General features: G+C 42.6%; 14 protein-coding genes. 3 read left to right on the forward strand and 11 right to left on the reverse strand.

Going from position 1 to position 18516, the window contains the following annotated elements; genetic code table 11:
• The first annotated feature begins 116 nt into the window (after positions 1-116).
• On the forward strand, positions 117-587 hold the full coding sequence (locus ACEN9X_RS24165; protein WP_022832833.1) for an Lrp/AsnC family transcriptional regulator: 471 nt from the start codon (positions 117-119) through the stop codon (positions 585-587).
• Between the two features lie 113 nt (positions 588-700).
• On the opposite strand, the gene ung is transcribed toward ACEN9X_RS24165, so the two are convergent.
• Complete coding sequence (gene ung, locus ACEN9X_RS24170; RefSeq protein ID WP_413667563.1) at positions 701-1378, reverse strand: uracil-DNA glycosylase; 678 nt, start codon at positions 1376-1378, stop codon at positions 701-703.
• Between the two features lie 72 nt (positions 1379-1450).
• Here ung and ACEN9X_RS24175 point away from each other — a divergent pair, with 72 nt between their 5' ends.
• Positions 1451-1999 (forward strand): DUF2892 domain-containing protein, encoded by a 549-nt coding sequence (locus ACEN9X_RS24175; RefSeq protein WP_413667564.1) that lies wholly within the window; start codon positions 1451-1453, stop codon positions 1997-1999.
• A 61-nt stretch (positions 2000-2060) separates the two neighbouring features.
• On the opposite strand, the gene ACEN9X_RS24180 is transcribed toward ACEN9X_RS24175, so the two are convergent.
• The 4 genes from ACEN9X_RS24180 to lysS form a co-directional block, all read right to left on the reverse strand.
• Positions 2061-2279: a hypothetical protein gene (locus ACEN9X_RS24180; RefSeq protein ID WP_090527160.1), complete on the reverse strand. Its 219-nt coding sequence runs from the start codon at positions 2277-2279 to the stop codon at positions 2061-2063.
• 116 nt (positions 2280-2395) lie between these two features.
• Positions 2396-2920, reverse strand: a complete 525-nt coding sequence (locus ACEN9X_RS24185; RefSeq protein WP_413667565.1) for a hypothetical protein — start codon at positions 2918-2920, stop codon at positions 2396-2398.
• 2 nt (positions 2921-2922) lie between these two features.
• Positions 2923-3858, reverse strand: coding sequence for a hypothetical protein (locus ACEN9X_RS24190; protein WP_413667566.1), 936 nt, complete (start codon positions 3856-3858; stop codon positions 2923-2925).
• Positions 3859-3973: 115 nt separating this feature from the next.
• Positions 3974-5695, reverse strand: coding sequence for a lysine--tRNA ligase (gene lysS / locus ACEN9X_RS24195; RefSeq protein WP_413667567.1), 1722 nt, complete (start codon positions 5693-5695; stop codon positions 3974-3976).
• Positions 5696-5909: 214 nt separating this feature from the next.
• Between lysS and ACEN9X_RS24200 the strand changes: the two genes are divergently transcribed.
• Positions 5910-6803 carry an SMP-30/gluconolactonase/LRE family protein gene (locus ACEN9X_RS24200; protein ID WP_413667568.1) on the forward strand — a complete coding sequence of 298 codons (894 nt, stop codon included), beginning with the start codon at positions 5910-5912 and terminating at the stop codon, positions 6801-6803.
• Between the two features lie 297 nt (positions 6804-7100).
• On the opposite strand, the gene ACEN9X_RS24205 is transcribed toward ACEN9X_RS24200, so the two are convergent.
• The 6 genes from ACEN9X_RS24205 to ACEN9X_RS24230 form a co-directional block, all read right to left on the reverse strand.
• Positions 7101-8501, reverse strand: coding sequence for a DNA/RNA non-specific endonuclease (locus tag ACEN9X_RS24205; protein ID WP_413667569.1), 1401 nt, complete (start codon positions 8499-8501; stop codon positions 7101-7103).
• Between the two features lie 178 nt (positions 8502-8679).
• Complete coding sequence (locus ACEN9X_RS24210) at positions 8680-9828, reverse strand: hypothetical protein (protein ID WP_413667570.1); 1149 nt, start codon at positions 9826-9828, stop codon at positions 8680-8682.
• Between the two features lie 21 nt (positions 9829-9849).
• Positions 9850-12798, reverse strand: coding sequence for a TonB-dependent receptor domain-containing protein (locus ACEN9X_RS24215; protein ID WP_413667571.1), 2949 nt, complete (start codon positions 12796-12798; stop codon positions 9850-9852).
• Between the two features lie 159 nt (positions 12799-12957).
• Positions 12958-14148: a FecR domain-containing protein gene (locus tag ACEN9X_RS24220; protein WP_413667572.1), complete on the reverse strand. Its 1191-nt coding sequence runs from the start codon at positions 14146-14148 to the stop codon at positions 12958-12960.
• A gap of 435 nt (positions 14149-14583) precedes the next feature.
• Entirely contained in the window at positions 14584-15105 is a 522-nt protein-coding gene (locus ACEN9X_RS24225) for an RNA polymerase sigma-70 factor (protein WP_413667573.1), read from the reverse strand.
• A 272-nt stretch (positions 15106-15377) separates the two neighbouring features.
• Positions 15378-18236, reverse strand: a complete 2859-nt coding sequence (locus tag ACEN9X_RS24230; RefSeq protein WP_413667574.1) for a M16 family metallopeptidase — start codon at positions 18234-18236, stop codon at positions 15378-15380.
• Positions 18237-18516: the final 280 nt, after the last annotated feature.

Here is an 18516-nt window from a genome sequence, read left to right on the forward strand (position 1 = left end):
TAAAAAATTTAGACTAATCTAAAAAAATAAACGTTAGGAAATATGTTTTTGTTGAAGTACTTTAAAGAAAAATTAAATTTTGCGAAGCGAGGAAAATACTATATTTGCATACAACTATGGCCGCCGAATTAGATAAAATAGACCTACAGATACTCAAGATTTTACAGGAAAACGGAAGGATAACCAATCTCCAGCTGTCTAACGAGATAGGGCTTTCACCAGCACCTACTCTTGAACGCGTGCGTAAACTTGAGAACGCCGAATACATAAAAAGCTACCATGCCCTGGTAGATGAGGAGAAGTTAGGATTAGGTATCAAAACCTTTATCCAGATCTCGCTTGATTTTCATCAGAAAAACACTATTCAAACTTTTTTGGATGAGATCAAGAATATTAAGGAGGTAACAGAATGTCATCACGTAACCGGTCAGTGCGATTTTTTACTAAAGGTGTACGTGCGTGATATTAAATCGTACGAGCAACTGATCATGGAAAAGATTAGCCGCATCACTGTGGTAAAAACATTCCAGACAATGATGATCATGTCGACCAGTAAAAAAGAGCCTATAGTGCCGCTGGAGTATTAGCCCCCCGGCCCCCTAAAGGGGGAGGTTAGGTACATATAATATAAACAAGAAAAGCTTTGCATTGGCAAAGCTTTTCTTGTTTATAAGACCTCCCCCTTTAGGGGGCCGGGGGGCTAATGTATTTGCCAGTCAATTTCTTTTTTGCCCTCTTTCTTCAATATCTCATTGGTTTTTGAAAAAGGCTTACTGCCAAAAAAACCGCGATCGGCTGAGAAAGGCGAGGGATGAGGGGAACGAATAATAAAATGTTTCTTTTCGTCTATCAAAACTGCTTTTGATTGGGCAAAAGCTCCCCAAAGTATAAATACAATGCCTTCTTTTTTATCAGAGATGGTTTTGATCACCTCATCAGTAAATTCTTCCCAACCTCTTTTTTGGTGCGAGCCTGCATTGCCAGCCCTAACGGTTAGTGTAGCATTCAATAACAACACACCTTGTTTAGCCCATTCTTCGAGGTTGCCATGCGCTGGGATTTTAAATCCCGGAATATCGTTTTGAAGCTCTTTATAGATATTCATGAGTGAGCGGGGGATGGCAATGCCTTTTTGCACTGAAAATGAAAGGCCATGAGCCTGGTGCGGCCCGTGGTAGGGGTCCTGCCCCAATATTACTACCTTTACATCATCAAAATGTGTGGAGTTAAAAGCATTGAAGATCTCGCCGTTTTTAGGATAAACAACTTGCCCCGATTGCTGCTCTTCCTTTAAAAATTGTTTAAGTTTTACCATGTAAGGTTTATCAAATTCATGTTTTAAAACCTCGAGCCATGATGGTGGTAATGCAATCGCCATAAATATTTAGATAGAAGTTGATTAAGCGTACAAATAAACAGATATTTGCGCTAATATTAGTATCACAAAATTATGTCAAATATTGTTCGGTTAGTTATTGCTTGTGTAGTGATGGGTACGGCGGTCGCGCTTTGTGCATTCGGCTTTTGGGGATGGGGTATTCCAGTTTTGTTAATAGGCGGTATCATACTGCTTAGCTTCTTCTTTAACGAAAACATGATCATTGCCCAGTATTTTTTACGCAAGGAAAATTCTGAAAAATCAGAAGAGTGGTTGTTAAAAATTACCGATTACGAAAAACAGCTGCATAAAAACCAGCATGGTTATTACAACTTGCTGATCGGCTTGATTGAATCGCGCAAAGCGCCAATGAAATCGGAGAAATACTTTAAGAAAGCTTTATCGCTGGGAATGAAGATGTCGCATAATGTTGCGTTGGCGAAGTTAAGCCTGGCCGGTATTTCAATGGCAAAACGTAACAAGCGCGAAGCCCAAATGTATTTGTCAGAAGCTTCAAAGGATGATAAGAACAAATTGCTTACCGAGCAGATCAAAATGATGAAAGGCCAGTTGGCACAGATGGATAAGCAGGTAGTAAGGGGTGGATATCGTCAGTTCTAAGAAAAAGAACAAATAGAAAAAAGGAATAAAAAATAAAAGGGACGCGAAAACCGCGTCCCTTTTATTTTTCTTCAATGGCGCTGAAATAATCAGGCGTAGCTGAATGGTTTTGATAAGGCTGAACGTAGCTGTCTGTGTATGATGAATATTCAGATTCTTCAGACGGGTTGGCCACTTCAACAAGTTTCAATAAACTCCTGATGAACGACAGGTTGAAATTGCTCCTGTTAAGTTTGATCAGGTATTCGTTTTCGGTGATCTCCAATATTGAGTTGGTCATGATATTTTGTAATATATGTTTATTACAATATTAGCTAACTCTTTTTAAATGAAAGTATTATTTTTTTTAAGCTTTTGTTAAGAAATTGTGATAGCCGGATTTTCGTTTGTTAGCATTTATTTAAAAAGCAGCGAAGGTAAGCCAACGCCGATACCAATACCGTAGAAAAAATCGGCCCAGAAGAAACGCAGCACATTAAATAGATAAATCAGTCCGATAATTGGAAAAGATACGATGGCTAACACGTTTTTTTCTTTGGCTTTCACTTTTGCCTGGTCAAATAAGTTTTTGGCATCCTGGTTTGATGGTATTGCATGCATACCTATCGACACGCCAAGCCACATCAAAAAATACGATAACGGGTGATCGACATTGAAATAACTAATGGGGATATAAGCCGGGATGCAAATAAGCAGGCATAATAAGGTATTTATAAAAAACGGGCCCATGCTTATTAAAAAGGTTGTATAAAAATTGTTGGTGTTTTCATGAATCACATAACCTACCGGGTTGGCAAATCTGAAATAACAAACATCGAAAACAGCTACTTTGCGTAACCTGCAAAAAAACAGGTGTGCAAACTCATGTACAATAACGCCGGGAAAGGTAGCAATAGAGATAAGAATACCAGGAATGAACATATTTATTTGTTTAAAGCAGAGGTGTAACCATTAGGGAATTTTTTCAGAAACTCGTCACGACTGATGATTTGTTTGCTATCAATCCTATATAAGATCCGGCCTGTATAATCTTTTGATACAGCGCTGGTATCATCCATTTTTCTGGCCTTTTGAAGGTATTGCAGCGAAAGCTGTTTTAGCGAGTCCTGTCCATTTTGTGCGTATAAACAGGCATATGCCGAGGCTACTCCTGCCCATGATTGGGCTACTGTAGAATCAAGCCCTAAAATAGCTCTTGATGTTTTTAAAAACATGGGGTAATCTTTTTTGTCATAAGCAACGCCAATTTCGGAGTTGAGTACCCACTGGTTAATGTGAAAATCAGCGCCCAGGTCTGTGCATTTGTTAAATTCGGCTAAAGCAAAAGCTGATTTATCTTTTGACAAAAATTCAATACCACGGAAATAGGCGGCCATTTGTACAAGATCGCGGGTTTCGGGCACCTCCTCGGCCGCTTTGGTCATTAATTGTGCCGCATTTGAAACATCTGATTTTGAAAAAGCCATATTGGCTTTGTTTAAATTATTGTACGCCGCATAAAAGCGCCAGTTCCAGAATATGGAAAATACAACCAGCAATAGTACACCGCCAAAAAAGAGCTTAACCCACAGCGGGAAGATCTTTTTTTCGAGATCGACGCTGCAGCTGTCGCAAATAGGATAAACCGAAAGTTTGTTAAGCGGTGTTCCATAATCCGTTTTGCATAATGCGCATACCGCATCAGGATTTGCTATTTCTTCAGGAGTTTTGGCTTCTTGAGCCGGCACACTATTTTCATTGGTTTCCGGAAGTTCTCCTTCGCCCGAAAAATATGCGGTAAAATTAGAGGTTGGCCGCATTATGGCCTTCTGAGGGAAATGTTCTCTTTTAAAAGTGAGAACGCGCAGGTTTAATTTCATTAAAATGTGATATGATCAAGGTGGATTTACACAGTGATTTTTATTGCTGTGTAAATCCTATTTCAAATATATCACAAAATGCAGAATTAAAAAAAGAAGTTACTGTTATATATCACTATGCAAACCAAGCCATTACCTCTTCTTTGGTTGGCATAGTAATATCCAGTTTTAATTTTTTGCGCATTCCGCCAAGATCGTTAAATACTTTGTTGGGGTTAGCTGCTTTTAACTCTTCAACGGTATTGAAGCCCATTGCATTTAAAACCGGTATCCACTCGGTACGTACACCGATTTTTACAAAATCTTCGGCTGTTGCAACTTTAGCCTTTTTCTCGGGGCGCATTTGGGGGAAGAATAATACTTCCTGGATGGTGCTTTGATTAGTCATCAACATAACCAATCTATCGATACCAATACCTAAACCTGATGTTGGCGGCATACCATATTCAAGGGCGCGTAAAAAGTCGTCATCCATTGCCATGGCTTCATCATCACCACGACCGGCAAGGATCAACTGCTCTTCCAAACGCTCGCGTTGGTCAATTGGATCGTTAAGTTCAGAGTAAGCGTTTGCTATCTCTTTACCATTAACGAATAACTCGAAGCGCTCTACCAGCCCGTCTTTAGTACGGTGCTTTTTGGCAAGCGGAGTCATTTCGATAGGGTAGTCGGTAATATAAGTAGGCTGGATCAGGTGATGCTCAACTTTAGCGCTGAAGATCTCATCGATCAGCTTGCCTTTGCCCATACTTGGGTTGATTTCTATTTTCAATTCTGCGCAAACCTCGCGTAAACCAGCTTCATCCATGGCTGATACATCGATACCAGTGTATTTCAGGATCGAATCATACATGGATAGCTTTTCGTACGGGCCTGCGAAGTTAATTTCATTGCTGCCAACCTGTACAACAGGGATGCCGTGAACCGCTCTTGCAACAGTCTCCAGACATTCTTCAACCATGGCCATCATCCATATGTAGTCTTTATAGGCTACATAAATTTCCATAGCGGTAAACTCCGGGTTGTGGGTACGGTCCATACCCTCGTTACGGAACATTTTACCAAACTCATAAACACCGTCAAAGCCGGCAACAATAAGCCTTTTTAAGTAAAGCTCATTAGCGATACGTAAAAACAGCGGCATATCAAGCGTGTTATGATGGGTAGCAAACGGACGGGCCGCTGCGCCACCATGTACAGGCTGCAGGATAGGGGTTTCAACCTCCATCCATCCCTGACCATTAAAGTAATTGCGCATAGCGCTGATCACTTTTGAGCGGTTGATGAAAATTTGTTTATAATCCGGGTTAACGGTTAAGTCAACATAACGCTGACGGTAACGCAATTCAGGGTCGGTAAAGCCATCGTGGATGGTTCCGTCGTCTTCACGTTTAACAACCGGCAGTGGCTTCAACGATTTTGAAAGTACAACCAATTCACGTACGTGAACCGAGATCTCGCCGGTTTGGGTAGTAAAAACGTAGCCTTTTACGCCAACGTAGTCACCAATGTCCAGCAGTTTTTTAAATACAGTGTTATATAAAGTTTTATCCTCACCAGGACAAATATCATCGCGTTTCAGGTAAATCTGCATGCGACCGGTTGAATCCTGTAATTCAGCAAACGATGCGCTGCCCATGATACGGCGGGTCATGATCCTGCCTGCAATTACAACATCCTGGTAGGCCTCGGGTTTATCCTTAAAATTATCGGCTATGTCCTGTGCCCAGGCGTTAACATTAAAAGCTTCGGCAGGGTAAGGGTTAATACCCAGTGCACGTAACTGTTGTAAAGATTCGCGGCGAATGATCTCCTGTTCGGATAATGCAATACTCATGTGATGTACGGTATTTTAATAAAGGTGCAAAAATAGCGTTTTTAATGCGTTCTTTTTAATCAAAATTTTGATTGGTAATAAATGAGTAGATAAGGAGGAAGGAAGTGGAGATACCATACAAATCCACTACTTGTATCAAATATTTTACCCCTGTAAAATAATCAGTCTCAAAAACATATTACTTTAGCAAAACCATTATAACATTCCGTAAACTATGAAAAAACTCCCTGCTCTTATTCTGTTTATATCGGCACTGTCAGTTAAGGTATTCGCCCAAACTGAAACCAATTTGTACGAACCCAATACCAAACCTCAGTTAGTGGCCAAACAATTTTCGTTTACCGAGGGACCTGCTGTTGATAAAAAAGGTAATGTGTTTTTTACCGATCAGCCTAATAACAAGATCTGGAAATACGATACTGATGGCAAGCTTTCTGTTTTCCTGGATAGCGCAGGCCGGTCAAACGGGATGTATTTTGACAAAAAAGGTAACCTGATTAGTTGTGCCGATGCTGACGACCAGCTTTGGTCTATCAGCCCTAAAGGTAAGGTGACTGTTTTACTGAAAGATTACCAGGGGCATAAATTTAACGGCCCTAATGATGTTTGGGTACGTCCGGATGGTGGCATTTACATCACCGATCCCTATTACCAGCGTGATTACTGGACCCGCAAACAACCGGACCTCGACGGACAAAAACTGTATTTCCTGGCCAAAGGCAAAGCACCGGCTATAATGGTTGATGATAAATTTGTACGCCCTAATGGCATCATAGGCACACCGGATGGCAAGACCCTGTATGTTGCCGATATCGGTGATAACAAAACCTACCGTTATGATATCAATAAAGATGGTACCCTATCTAACCGCACCCTGTTCATCGCTATGGGATGCGACGGGATGACAATAGACGAACATGGCAATATTTATATGTGCGGCAAAGGTGTTACTATAGTTAATCCCAAAGGCGAAAAGATAGGCCATATCGATATTGACGAACCCTGGACGGCCAATATCTGCTTTGGCGGCAAGAACAAAGATTTATTATTTATAACGGCATCAAAGGCAGTTTACACCTTTAAAATGAATGTAAAAGGAGTGGACTGATCTCACCCTAATATGGTATCAGTATTAGTAAATAAGCATAAACGGCAGGTGTTCAATTTTTAAAAGTGTGAACACTTGTTGTTTTTGTTTGAGTTTATTGCTTGATAATCAGGTGTTTATAAATAATAAAAAATGTATGATAAGCTGAATTGAACGGCTTGTTTCTGATAATCAGATAGTTGTAAAAACGAATTTAAAAAAGCTGAACACCCGTTTTTAAAAAGTTGAACACTTCAAAAATATCAACAAAAAGCCGAAGGTAGTACCTCCGGCTTCTTTTTTTCAAATTATTGGCTTTTAAGATCCTGAAGCGCCGGTATCTACCTTAACTTCAAGTGCTGTCCTAACTGAAGCAGGCAGGCTTGATAGCAGAGTATAGCCTGTTGCGGTTTCAATATCCTTGATGGTAGTAATGTACTTAGTCCAGTCAGAATTGATGGTGTTGATATTAGGCGTGTTTACCGCTATAACCCTTGTTGAAGCGGTAACCCTTGCAACATCACCGTCACCTTTTGGAATGATGAGGGCAACTTTCCAAACGTTGCTTGGTACGTTTACGTGACCGCTGTTAATTGTGCTGGCGGCACCGTTTGTTCCGATACCCCCGGTGCCATAGCTGCCCATAATAATATAAACCTCGTTACCGGCAACTACCTGCTCGCGCAAATAATTTTCAAGGTTTGCCCAGGTTTGCTGATTGTTTTGAGGCGCCTGCGGTATCATGTTGGTCATGAGGAAAGTTGATGAGTTAGCATCAGTTGAGCTGGTACGGTCGGCCGAAGGGCAATTATGCCCCCTGTCAAACCCGCTGCCCGAGTAGCTGTTGCTCTCTACCTGGTACCATGTTGCCGGCAAGCCGCTCCAGCCTGCAAAATTATCAAGGCGACTGGTAGCATTGGTTGTATTGGTAGCATCAAGGTGCCAGCTAACCCAGTTTGGCTCGCCTTTGGTTGCGTTATATGACTCTACATAGTATTTCTGGTCTATCAGATAGTTATCCATTGAGGCCAGTGTAGAAAGCGCGTTTGATGGGTTGCCGAAAAGCAGGTTACTGTTATCGCCGCTTGTGGGGGGCGCATCAGCACCGGCAGTAACATCACGCGGAGTTGATGCACTTGAGCCTCCGGCTGTATCGCCGCTGCCGGTATCTGGTGTACCAATGGTTATACCCGGATCGCCGGTACCTTTAAAGGTAATATCATCAATATTGATGCGGGTTGTACCTGCTTTTTTAATCTCGAACCTGACTTTGCCTGTAACGCTAACTTTAAATGAGTCGGTTACCAGTGTTGTATTGGTTTCGGTAATATCTGCGCCTACCTGGGTGTAATTCGCTCCTCCGTCGGTCGACATCAGCAACTGCCATGTCGATGTGGCATCGGTACCATATTTGCCGTGTTTTATATACAAAGTTTTAAGGCCATTGATATCAAAATTCATGGTGATATCCCCGGTACGGATCCTTACCGATTTACTGCCATCTTTCAGGTCGGCGGCAAGATTACCTATTAGTGCATCGTTAAAATTCCAGCTGCCTGTACTCAGGCTTACATCTGCCGCTGCATAGGCAGTTTTACTTCCCTGTTCAAAATCCTCGGTAATGGTATAAGGAACTGGAGCAGGGGGCGTTGTTACCGTAGTATCGCCGTTTTTTGGTGGGGTAGGCGAGTTTTTGAGGTCTTTTTGAACATCCGGCAAAGGTTAAGGTCAAACCCAGGCCGATTAGCAGGTTGTTGATTTTCATAATCGTTGTTTTTTATGACAGATAAATACAAAGCACAGCCAATGCGGTTACGCTGCGCTAATTTTAAAACCGGAAAGATTTAGGGGAAACAGAACACAGGAGCATGCAATTCACATGCTCCTGCGTGTAAGATTATTGCGCAATTACAAAGTCGTTGCCGTTGTAAGTGAACGTTTTAGAAGTATTGGAAGTTTTTCCGAAACTGTAAACCGTATAGGTCACAATATATTTCTGGCCCGGGTTAGCTGTGGCCTTATATTTTTCAACTAACACAGCGCTAAGGGCGGCGTTCAGATCAGCATCGCTCCAGAAAGTAGCGTCAGTAGCGGCACTAATGTTAAAATCAGGGTATTGCGCAACGTTAGCCCTTGCAGCAGCGGTGCCGGCTGTAGTTTGCGTACCGATATAGGTATAGTCATCTTTAACCAAAGTATAGCTGATAGCGCTGTTAAGCAGCCATTTGCTGTTATTCCTTTCAAACGATAACGTTTCGGCTGTTGAACCGGTAATCCAGTTGTTGCCATCAAACGCAAGTGCAATGACCCTTTGGCTTGTAACCTTGCTTGCACTGTAATAATTAAAGCTCACATATTTAACGTCGCCGGTTTTGGCAGTTGCCATAAGCGCTATATCAGCCTTTAATATCCCATTGATATAAGCTGTAAGGCTGGCATCATCGGCAGAGGTGAACTGGTTGTAGCTTGACCTGCCTACCGAAGCATATTGAGCCGGAGTAAGCATATAAATTTGCTGCCATGCGCCATTCAGGTACAGGTATGAAAATGTTTGTACCGTTGTAGTGCCCGAGTAATAGTTAAATGTTAATACCGCCAGTTGATTTGGCACCGGGTTTTGTGTTTTAGGGCCGTAAGGCAACCATGACAATATCTGCGCAGCACTAAAATCGGTATACTTGTTGCCTGGTAACAGTAAATAATCGGCATTGGTGAGGGTATAGGCAACATCTTTATAAACGCTATCTGCTAAGGTGATTTTTGGCGTACCTATAGCAAACGTTACGTCGGCTGTTGATTTGTCATCAACCCGCGGGTATTTTGCAGCTAAGATCTGCGGTACATATAGCTTGGCGTCGGCATCCGAAGCAAAGTTATTGCTTGTTGATGCGTAGATAGTTGCATCCAGTAATTTATAATCGGCAGGCAATAGTGTTAGCGTAAGTGCCGGGGTATGTTTAGGAGCCGAATCAGGGATTACAGGCTGTTTTTGACATGCCGTAAAAAACAAAGCTGTAAAGGCTAATAAATAAAATATCTTTTTCATTTTAATTACTTAAAAGTTTTATTAAAATTTAATTTTTAAACTGGTTACAAACGTTCTGCCTAAGCCGTAGTAAACCAATGTGCTGGCTGCATTGCCGGTTAGGTTAGCGTCATACGAGTCGGCTATATATTTGGTGTTAAGCAGGTTGTTTACGTTGCCAATTAATACAGCATTTAAACCTGCAATTTTAAACCTGAACACACCGTTAAGGTTCCAGATAGAGTAGTTCGGCAATTTGTATGGGTGCATATTCGGCTGCCCCGCATTTGCAAAGTTGAAGTCTGAATAGTAGTTGCCATAGTAAAAGTAATTACCGCCGATAGTCAGATCAGGCAATACATCTATATCAGCACCTAAAGCCGCTGTAGTTTGTGCAGCATCGCCCACTTTAATATCTTTCAGGTAAACTTTGTTAACTGTTTTTACAGCCTGCTGTTGCGAGTTATAAACGGTAGACGGGCCTGCATCATTGGTGTAATGCCAGTCGCCGTATGATAACATGCCGTTTAAAGTGATCTCTTTAATAGGCTTTAATTTCATTTCAAGTTCAAGGCCCTGGTGCAATTCGTCAACACCGGCAACGTTCACTGTATAAAGCTGGTTGGTAGCCTGATCAAAGTAAGCGGTAGCAAATGATTCGTCGTTATATTGAGTTCTGTAGGCGTTTAATTTAGCACTGAAGTGCGCCAGTTTAAGGCCATAACCCAGCTCATAGCTCAACAGTTTTTCAGATACTGAACTTGGGTTGATATTGTTGGTGAACTTTTGGAATATGTTGTCAAAGTAAGGCGGTTTGGTCATGTAACCTACGTTGGCAAACACGTTCATGGCATCATTGATGTTGTAGTTTGCACCGCCTTTAGCCTGGTAGTTAAAGAAGTTTACGTATTTGCTGGTTTGGTTCGGATCGCTGTTCAGGTAGTTATAATAGTCGGTACGTTTGTTGCCGGTACCGGTTCCTGTAACGGTTACAAAGGCCGAGAAATCATCTTTTGAATATTCGGCCTGAGCAAACGCGCCGCCCGATATTACGTTGTCTTTGTTATAATAACCAATTTTATCGCCAACAATAGCACGATGCTCAGGGTTGTTGATATCGCCCGAACGGCTGCCAAGGTTACTGGCCGAAGTAAACGGATCGTAAACATAATCGGCACCTAATAAATCGGTTACTGTTTTATAGTGAGTGCCTTTGTATGATCTTAAGTCGACACCAGCCGATAGGTTGATTGATTTGCTTAACTCGGTACGGTAGGTACTTCTTACGCCATACCAGGTATGGTCATTATGTGATGAGTAGAAGTAAGTGCTTGCAGAACCATCCGGATTAGCAAAGTTTGCTTTTTCGGCTGCCGTATAGTCATATGGCGAATAAAGGTTGCTTATCCTTGGCGCTTCGCCCTGGATGCCGCCACCACCACCTGTACCGTAAGTTGCGTAAAATACAGTTGATAAGCTTGAGCTGCCATTGATATTCCACTCATGGTTTAAAGAGAATAATGGCTTGCTGAAGTTGTTGTTATAAGGATTGATCTGTTTGCCATCCTTAACACCCAGCTCATAGTTCCAGCGGATGCCCTGAGGTGCGTTTTGCCAGTCGGAGATCAGCTCATCCGGCCTTTGGCCGTGCGTTTGGTTAGCACCCATTACCGAAAGCGATAATGTTTGGTTTGGTGTAAGCTGTTTTGATATGTTAAAGAAGTAGTTATAACCTAAAAAGTTTAAGCCATCGGCATTACCACGACCTTGAGTCCTGCTGCCTTGGAAGGTTGCTGCCCAGCCATTTTTATCCAGGCCGGTTGATAACAGAACGGCTGTTTTTTCATAGCCATCGCTACCGATGCCCTGCGAAATATAGCCACCTTTTTCGGTCTCGGTACCGCGGGTAGTGATGTTGATGGTACCACCAAAAGAAGGCACAATGATTTTTGACGCACCTAAGCCGCGTTGTAATTGTAATGAAGTAGTAACATCAGTAAGGCCCGAAAAATCCGACCAGTACAATGAACCATTCTCCATGTCATTAACAGGGATGCCGTTAATGGTTAAAGCAACGTTACCTTTTTTTGATCCGCTGTTGAAACCGCGGATGTTTATGCGCGAATCGCCATAGCCGCCATCACCCTGGGTGGCCATTACACCCGGTACAACGCTCAATAATTGCGGAATATCCTGGTTGCCCAGTTTTTCTTCAATAAAACGCTGATTTAAGGTTGTTACAGCAACAGGTGTTTTACGGTCAATAGCTACGTCGCCGGTTACTACAACTTCGTGCATTGAGCTTGCGCTTGATTTAAGCTCAATTTCACCAAGATTGTTAGTGCCCGAAAGCGTAATTTCTTTGGTGATATAACCGATGTAGGAAATAACCAACACAGTGCCATCACCATTTTCAAGGTTTAATTTGAAAGTACCGTTCAGGCTGGTTGAGGTAGCTTTGCCGCCACCTTTAACACCAACTGAAGCGCCGATAAGTGGTTCTTTAGTAGTTGCGTCAATAACTTTACCGGTGTACAAGGAGGCCGGCGCGTTTGCTGAGTTTGCAGATGCCTGTGTGTTTTTTTCTTTTACTACAATAGTATGGCCTACAATAGCATAAGTAACAGGCTGGCCTTTAAACACCCTGTCAAGCACTTTTGTTAAGGCTTCGTTTTTTACATTTAACGATACCTTGTTGCTGCCTGCAAGCAGTTCGGTTTGCATAAAAATGTCGTAACCGCTTTGCTGCTCAATTTTGTTTAGTACTGTTTGGAGACTGCTGTTCTTTTCGGCTAAAGTGATGTTTTGGCTGAAACTTTTAGCGCTGAGATGCATGCAAACTGCAAATAACAGGACGGCGATAAGCTTAATCCGCATAATAAATTTTCTTTTTGTATCCGGGCTTATCCGGAAAAAACCTTTGGTGGCGTTTTTGAATTTATTTACCCGGCCATCGTTGTGTACAGGCACAGGAAATGTAGAAAAATCCATATTTTTGTTTTGGGTTGATTAGTTTAAAAAGTATTTAGTCGATATGATTTGGATTATGTTCGCCCGAAAATATAGCCGGAAGTGGTTGCAACACTTTCGGTTTTTTTATGGGCCAAATTTGGTAAACCGGCCTTGCCGTTTACTGCATATTGGATCTTGTTATGATTTTACTATAATCTTCCTCCCGTTAATTGTGAAGTTTAAGCCACTTGTTTTTAGAATTTCAAATATTTGTGATACAGGTACATTGCGCGATATACGCCCCATGTAATGTTTTTGTGCTGTTTTGCCCTGGTATTCCACATCTACATCATACCAGCGGGACAGCTGGCGCATAATGGTTTGCAGATCGGTATTGCTGAAAACAAATTTTCCGTTTTTCCAGGCCACAGCTTCGTCAACATTGGCATTCTCAGTGATATTAATGCTGTTTGATATATTGATGGCCTGTTCACCGGGTTTTATTTTAACCGACTGGCCGGCATTATTGGTAACCCGCACACTGCCCTCAAGCAGGGTGGTTTTAGTTGCACCTTCGTCGGTGTAGCTGTTTATGTTGAAATGTGTGCCCAAAACAGTAACTGTTTGGCTTGCGGTTTTTACATTGAATGGTTTTGAAGGGTCTTTGCTTACCTCAAAATAAGCTTCGCCGGTAAGCTCAACCCTGCGTTCGTTGCCGGTAAAGGCAGTTGGATATTTTATTGATGATGCCGCGTTTAACCAGACTTTTGTACCATCGGGCAAAACAATCTGGTATTGGCCGCCGCGTGGGGTAGCCAGCATATTCATAGCAATGGCTTCGGCAGGAGCGGGGGCTGTTGGGCTTTGGGCATTATCAGTAGCTTCATAAACTACCTTGCCGTTTTCATCTTCTTTAATTACTGCATGTTGCTGACTTGCAATTTGGCCGTGTTTGGCGCTGTCCAAAACTATAGTTGAGCCATCAGCAAGCGTAAGCACTGCTTTGTTTGTTCCCGGCGGGATATCCTTATACTGATTGACGAGATTTTGCGGCTGATCTGAAGGGCGGCGTTTGTTTAGAGTAATGGTTAATGCGGCCAGCAAAATAACAGCGGCTGCGTATCCTATCCATAGTAAGTTGCTGCTTTTACGTTTAAACCCTGTGCCTTTGGCGATATTTTGCCATGCTTTGGCTTTATTAGTTGCCGAAAAAGTTTCCAGTTCATTATTGAGCTGGTGTTCGTCGGTTAACTTTTTGAATAATTCCTGATTGCTGGCGTCAGCCTGGAGCCATTGGTCAAGCTGGAGTTTTTCCTGTTCGCTCAGTTCGTTTCGCATATATTTTGCGATCAGCTGGCCCAGGTCAAAGTATGGGTCGTAATTATTCATTTTTCCTTTTCGTACATAAAGACACCTTTGTTTTGAAAGTGGATAAAGGCAGGTGCATATTTTTTAATTTTTTTTGAGTGATGGAAAATTGCGTTTGAAATAAAGCGCAAATACGAGGCACCTACGTAGCCGAAACGTTGTGCATTATGTCTACAAACACGTTACTCCTACGGAGTTTTGTATACATACTGTAAATACACAACAGTATTATCTCAAAGTCGATAAACTTTTTTAGGACGAGACACGTAGTTTTTCCAAACTCCGTAGGAGTAACGTGTTTGTAGACAAAATCAGAGATATATTTTGGCTCCGTAGGTGCCTCGTGTTAAAGAAGAGGGAGGTTAATATAGCAGCAGGAGGAAGATTACCGCTTAAAAAAGCTTAAACCAAGCGCTATAAAAGCAGTAAACATTTCGGGCGAAAGTTTTACTCGCATCAGTTCAAGGGCGCGTTGCTTTTGTTTTTGACGGTATTTACCGACATATCCAGTTCATCGGCAATTTCCTGGTTCTTTTTACCATCAAAATAGCCCATTATAGATATGGTGCGGTGGCTTTCAGGTAGGGAATATAATGCGGCGTGAATTTCGGCTACAGCTTCGGCCGTGATGATGGCTTCAATTACCGGCGCTTCTTCCGGTTCTTTATTGCCTTGATACTGAATGTATGCTTCAACAACTTTACTGTGTCTGATGGTATTTAAGCTTGCGTTGCGGACTGTACTGTACAGAAAGTTTTTTATGGCGATCTTATCCTGCATTACACTTTCGCGCTGGTTCCAGTATTTAATGAAAGCGTCCTGCACAAGATCTTCGGCCTGGTCTTTATCTTTTATCAGTTGGAGCGAGAAGTATACCAGTCTGTCGTAATATTCTTTGAAGAGAACATCCAGATCAACATTTTCTGCTGAAGCGGTAGTGTTATTCTTTTGCCCAAAAAATCCCTTTACAATACTCATTTATCTTTCTGGCAGAAATAAAACCTGAACCCAACGAAACAGCACCTTTTGTGCCGATAAAAACTTAATTCAAAATTGAACTTTATGTGTTCAATTTAAGTTAAATCAATGTTAATAAATGGGTTTTGAATAGTAACTTTTCAGTTGCAGAATTGCATTGTGAATAGAATTTTCGGCCCCCAATATTTTGTTTAACATTTTGATTTTCAATGCAAAAAGCCTTTATGCTGTTGCCGGCATAAAGGCTCTTATTTACTTGCTGTTACGTTAACTTATTGCTTTGGCTTGCCATCAGCATCAAGTTCAACAATAGGATACCCCAATTTTTGCAAACCAGGATAAATCCTGGCCTTATCGCCAACAACCAGGATGATCATGTTTTCGGGGTTGAGGTATTTTGAAGCCAGGCTGGTAATTTCGGCAGGAGTGATGGTTGATAAGATCTTGTTTTGCTCATCAACAAAAGTAGGTTTAAGATCATACTCCTGTATGCGTGATAAAAATGCCGCTTTTTGCGCATTGGTTTCATAGCGGCGGGCATCACTTTGACCTATGGAGGTTTGTGTAAATTTTAACTCTTCGGGCGTGATACCTGTTTTTTGATAATTGGTGATCTCCTTCATGAACTCAACCACCGAGCTATCGGTTGCGGTTGCCAGCACACCGGCCGAGGCTGTAAAATCGCCGCCATATTTGCCTGAACTGAAAGATGACCGGGCGCCGTAAGTCCAGCCTCTCTTTTCACGTAAGTTAAGGTTGATGTGACTATTGAAAGCACCTCCTAAAATGTAGTTGGCGATATTCAGTTTGTAATAATCACCTGTAGGGTCGTAGTTAAGTTTGTCGAGATAACCAATACGGATTTCGGATTGTGCGGCGCCCGGGATGTCAACGAGGTACAAGGTTGTTTTATCAAACGTTTTGCCTTCAACCGGGGCAGGCACGGTTATCTTTTTATCTTTCCAGGTGTTTAAGAAAGCAAGCGCCTTTTTTGCAGATGTCTCGCTAACATCGCCCACCACAACAATTTTAGTTAATGACGGTGAAAAGTTTTTATCGTAATAATCCTGAACGTCCTGTAAAGTTATAGCCGCAACAGTTTCTTCATTGCCGCCGGCAGCGTAAGTGCGCACATTATCGGTACCGTAAAGGATTTTGCTGTAAACTGTGCTGGCTACGCCTGCGGGTTGGGTTTTAGCTTGTTTAAAACCTTCCAACGTTTGTTTCTTGATCCTGTCAAGTGCATCCTGGGTGAATTTAGGATGATATAGCCTTTCTTCGAGCAGTGACATGGTTTTGCCCAGGTTTTTGGTGAGCGACGATACTTCGGCGCTAATCTGATCTAAACTGGCGTAGAAAGTGATGCTGCTGCCCAGTTTGTCCAGCTCGGAGTTAAAGTCCTCGGCAGTGTACTTCTGCGTTTCTTCATTCATCATGCGCCCCACAATGCCTGCCAAACCCGCCTTTGACGGATCATTGATGGCAAACAAGCCGCCACCTTTAATGGATATCGACATAGATACCGATGGGATCTCGTTATTTTGGGTACCGATGATATTGATACCATTTGGCGTATTTGCAGACCAAATAACTGGTACTTTAATAGCTGGATTAGGGCCTACACCAGGTTTTACAGCACGGTCGAAACTATCTTTAGGTTTATGATAAGTTAAACCATTGTAACCATAATCAGGTGCTTTGTAACCTGTTGTGTCAATAGTAAAGTTATCGGGTGCAACCGGCTGCAGGTTACCGCCTTTAGGCAGCACACTTAATATAACTGCAGGTTTGCCTTTAATGTATTGGTTATAAACGCGCATAACATCCTCTTTAGTAACCGCGCGGATGGCTGCCAGTTCACGGCCGATCTGGTTAGGGTTACCGGTAAAGGTTTGCGCCTGCGCCAGTTCGGATACTTTACCGCTTACGCTCGATAAGCTGTTGATATAATCGGCTTCGGCAGTGGCTTTAAAACGGGCCAGGTCATCATCGCTCACACCTTTTTTCTCAAACTCGGTCAACGATTCATCTACCAATTTTTTTGCCTCAGCTAAAGTTTGACCAGGGAATGGAATAACCCGCATGCTGATCTCGCCGGCTAGTTCGGTATTTGACGAACTCATGGTAGCCTGCGCCGCCTTGCGGGTTTTTACAAAGTTTTTATAAAATATAGAGTTACGGCCCTGGCCAATAATGGCTGATAAAGCATCAAGCGGCGACATATCCTTGTCGTAGATTTTAACGCCAGGATAGCTCACAGACAATAATGGGAATTTGGCGTAGTTATCAGTATAGGATACATACCTGTCGGCTTTTAATACCGGTGCCGGTAACGACATGTTTTTTACCATTGGGCCTCTTGGGATGCCGCCGAAATATTTGCTTACCCAGGCTAATGTTTGTTTAGCGTTAAGGTCTCCGCCAATGGTGAGCGTGGCGTTGTTAGGGCCATACCATCTCAGGAAAAAGTTTTTAAGGTCGTTAACACCTACTTTGTTCAACTCCTCGATATAGCCGATGGTGAGCCATGAATAGGGGTGACCGTATGGGTAAAGTGTTTTAGAAGCATACTGACCAACTAAACCGTACGGACGGTTATCATAATTCTGCCCGCGTTCGTTTTTTACAGTTGCACGCTGAACCTCAAATTTTTGTTGTGTAACGGCATCAAGCAGGAAACCCATTCGGTCTGATTCAAGCCAGAGCATTTTTTCGAGTTGATTAGCGGGTACTGTTTCATAGTAATTGGTGCGGTCGCGGTTAGTTGATCCGTTTAGCGTACCGCCGGCTTCTGTGATGATCTTGAAATGGTCGCCATTGGCTACATGGTCCGATCCCTGGAACATCATGTGCTCAAAAAAATGTGCGAAGCCTGATTTGCCGATCTCCTCGCGCGCCGAACCTACGTGATAAGTAATGTCAACGTGAACAAGTGGGTCGGAGTGGTCTTCGGCCAAAATAACGGTTAAGCCGTTAGGTAATACATACTTTTCATAAGGGATCACCAGCTCAGTTCCCTTGCGGGTGACTTTTTCAATGAGCCTGGGTTGCGCGCCGGTTTGGGCAGCGGCGTTAAAAGCCAGTGCAGCAATTGATGGGGCAATCAATGCATGCTTTAAAAGTTTGATCATTTGTGTTAATTGTTTAAGTAATAAGTCAGTCAATTGATGCTTCCTTTGGCAAGCATCGAAAGCTACTATATTAAGCAATTTATACTACTGGTTAATATTGTTGCGGTGTAATTTGATTTGTGTAACGGATTTGTGACGGGTGTGAAGTGGAAGCCTAATTCCCTCCCTTGGGAGGGGTGCGGCAGGATGTACGGTGGCGGGAGGGGTTTATACGACTTGGCAACGATCCGGCATCTTGCTGAAACCCCCTCCCTACACCGGGAATCGCACATTCCCACGC

It is taken from the genome of Mucilaginibacter sp. Mucisp86, assembly GCF_047324315.1.
Lineage (GTDB): Bacteria > Bacteroidota > Bacteroidia > Sphingobacteriales > Sphingobacteriaceae > Mucilaginibacter.

Excerpts from the sequence above, each read along its gene's own strand:
- ACEN9X_RS24165 (WP_022832833.1), top strand. The coding sequence starts at position 117 with ATGGCCGCCGAATTAGATAAAATAGACCTACAGATACTCAAGATTTTA.
- ung (WP_413667563.1), bottom strand. The coding sequence starts at position 1,378 with ATGGCGATTGCATTACCACCATCATGGCTCGAGGTTTTAAAACATGAA.
- ACEN9X_RS24175 (WP_413667564.1), top strand. The coding sequence starts at position 1,451 with ATGTCAAATATTGTTCGGTTAGTTATTGCTTGTGTAGTGATGGGTACG.
- ACEN9X_RS24180 (WP_090527160.1), bottom strand. The coding sequence starts at position 2,279 with ATGACCAACTCAATATTGGAGATCACCGAAAACGAATACCTGATCAAA.
- ACEN9X_RS24185 (WP_413667565.1), bottom strand. The coding sequence starts at position 2,920 with ATGTTCATTCCTGGTATTCTTATCTCTATTGCTACCTTTCCCGGCGTT.
- ACEN9X_RS24190 (WP_413667566.1), bottom strand. The coding sequence starts at position 3,858 with ATGAAATTAAACCTGCGCGTTCTCACTTTTAAAAGAGAACATTTCCCT.
- lysS (WP_413667567.1), bottom strand. The coding sequence starts at position 5,695 with ATGAGTATTGCATTATCCGAACAGGAGATCATTCGCCGCGAATCTTTA.
- ACEN9X_RS24200 (WP_413667568.1), top strand. The coding sequence starts at position 5,910 with ATGAAAAAACTCCCTGCTCTTATTCTGTTTATATCGGCACTGTCAGTT.
- ACEN9X_RS24210 (WP_413667570.1), bottom strand. The coding sequence starts at position 9,828 with ATGAAAAAGATATTTTATTTATTAGCCTTTACAGCTTTGTTTTTTACG.
- ACEN9X_RS24215 (WP_413667571.1), bottom strand. The coding sequence starts at position 12,798 with ATGGATTTTTCTACATTTCCTGTGCCTGTACACAACGATGGCCGGGTA.
- ACEN9X_RS24220 (WP_413667572.1), bottom strand. The coding sequence starts at position 14,148 with ATGAATAATTACGACCCATACTTTGACCTGGGCCAGCTGATCGCAAAA.
- ACEN9X_RS24225 (WP_413667573.1), bottom strand. The coding sequence starts at position 15,105 with ATGAGTATTGTAAAGGGATTTTTTGGGCAAAAGAATAACACTACCGCT.
- ACEN9X_RS24230 (WP_413667574.1), bottom strand. The coding sequence starts at position 18,236 with ATGATCAAACTTTTAAAGCATGCATTGATTGCCCCATCAATTGCTGCA.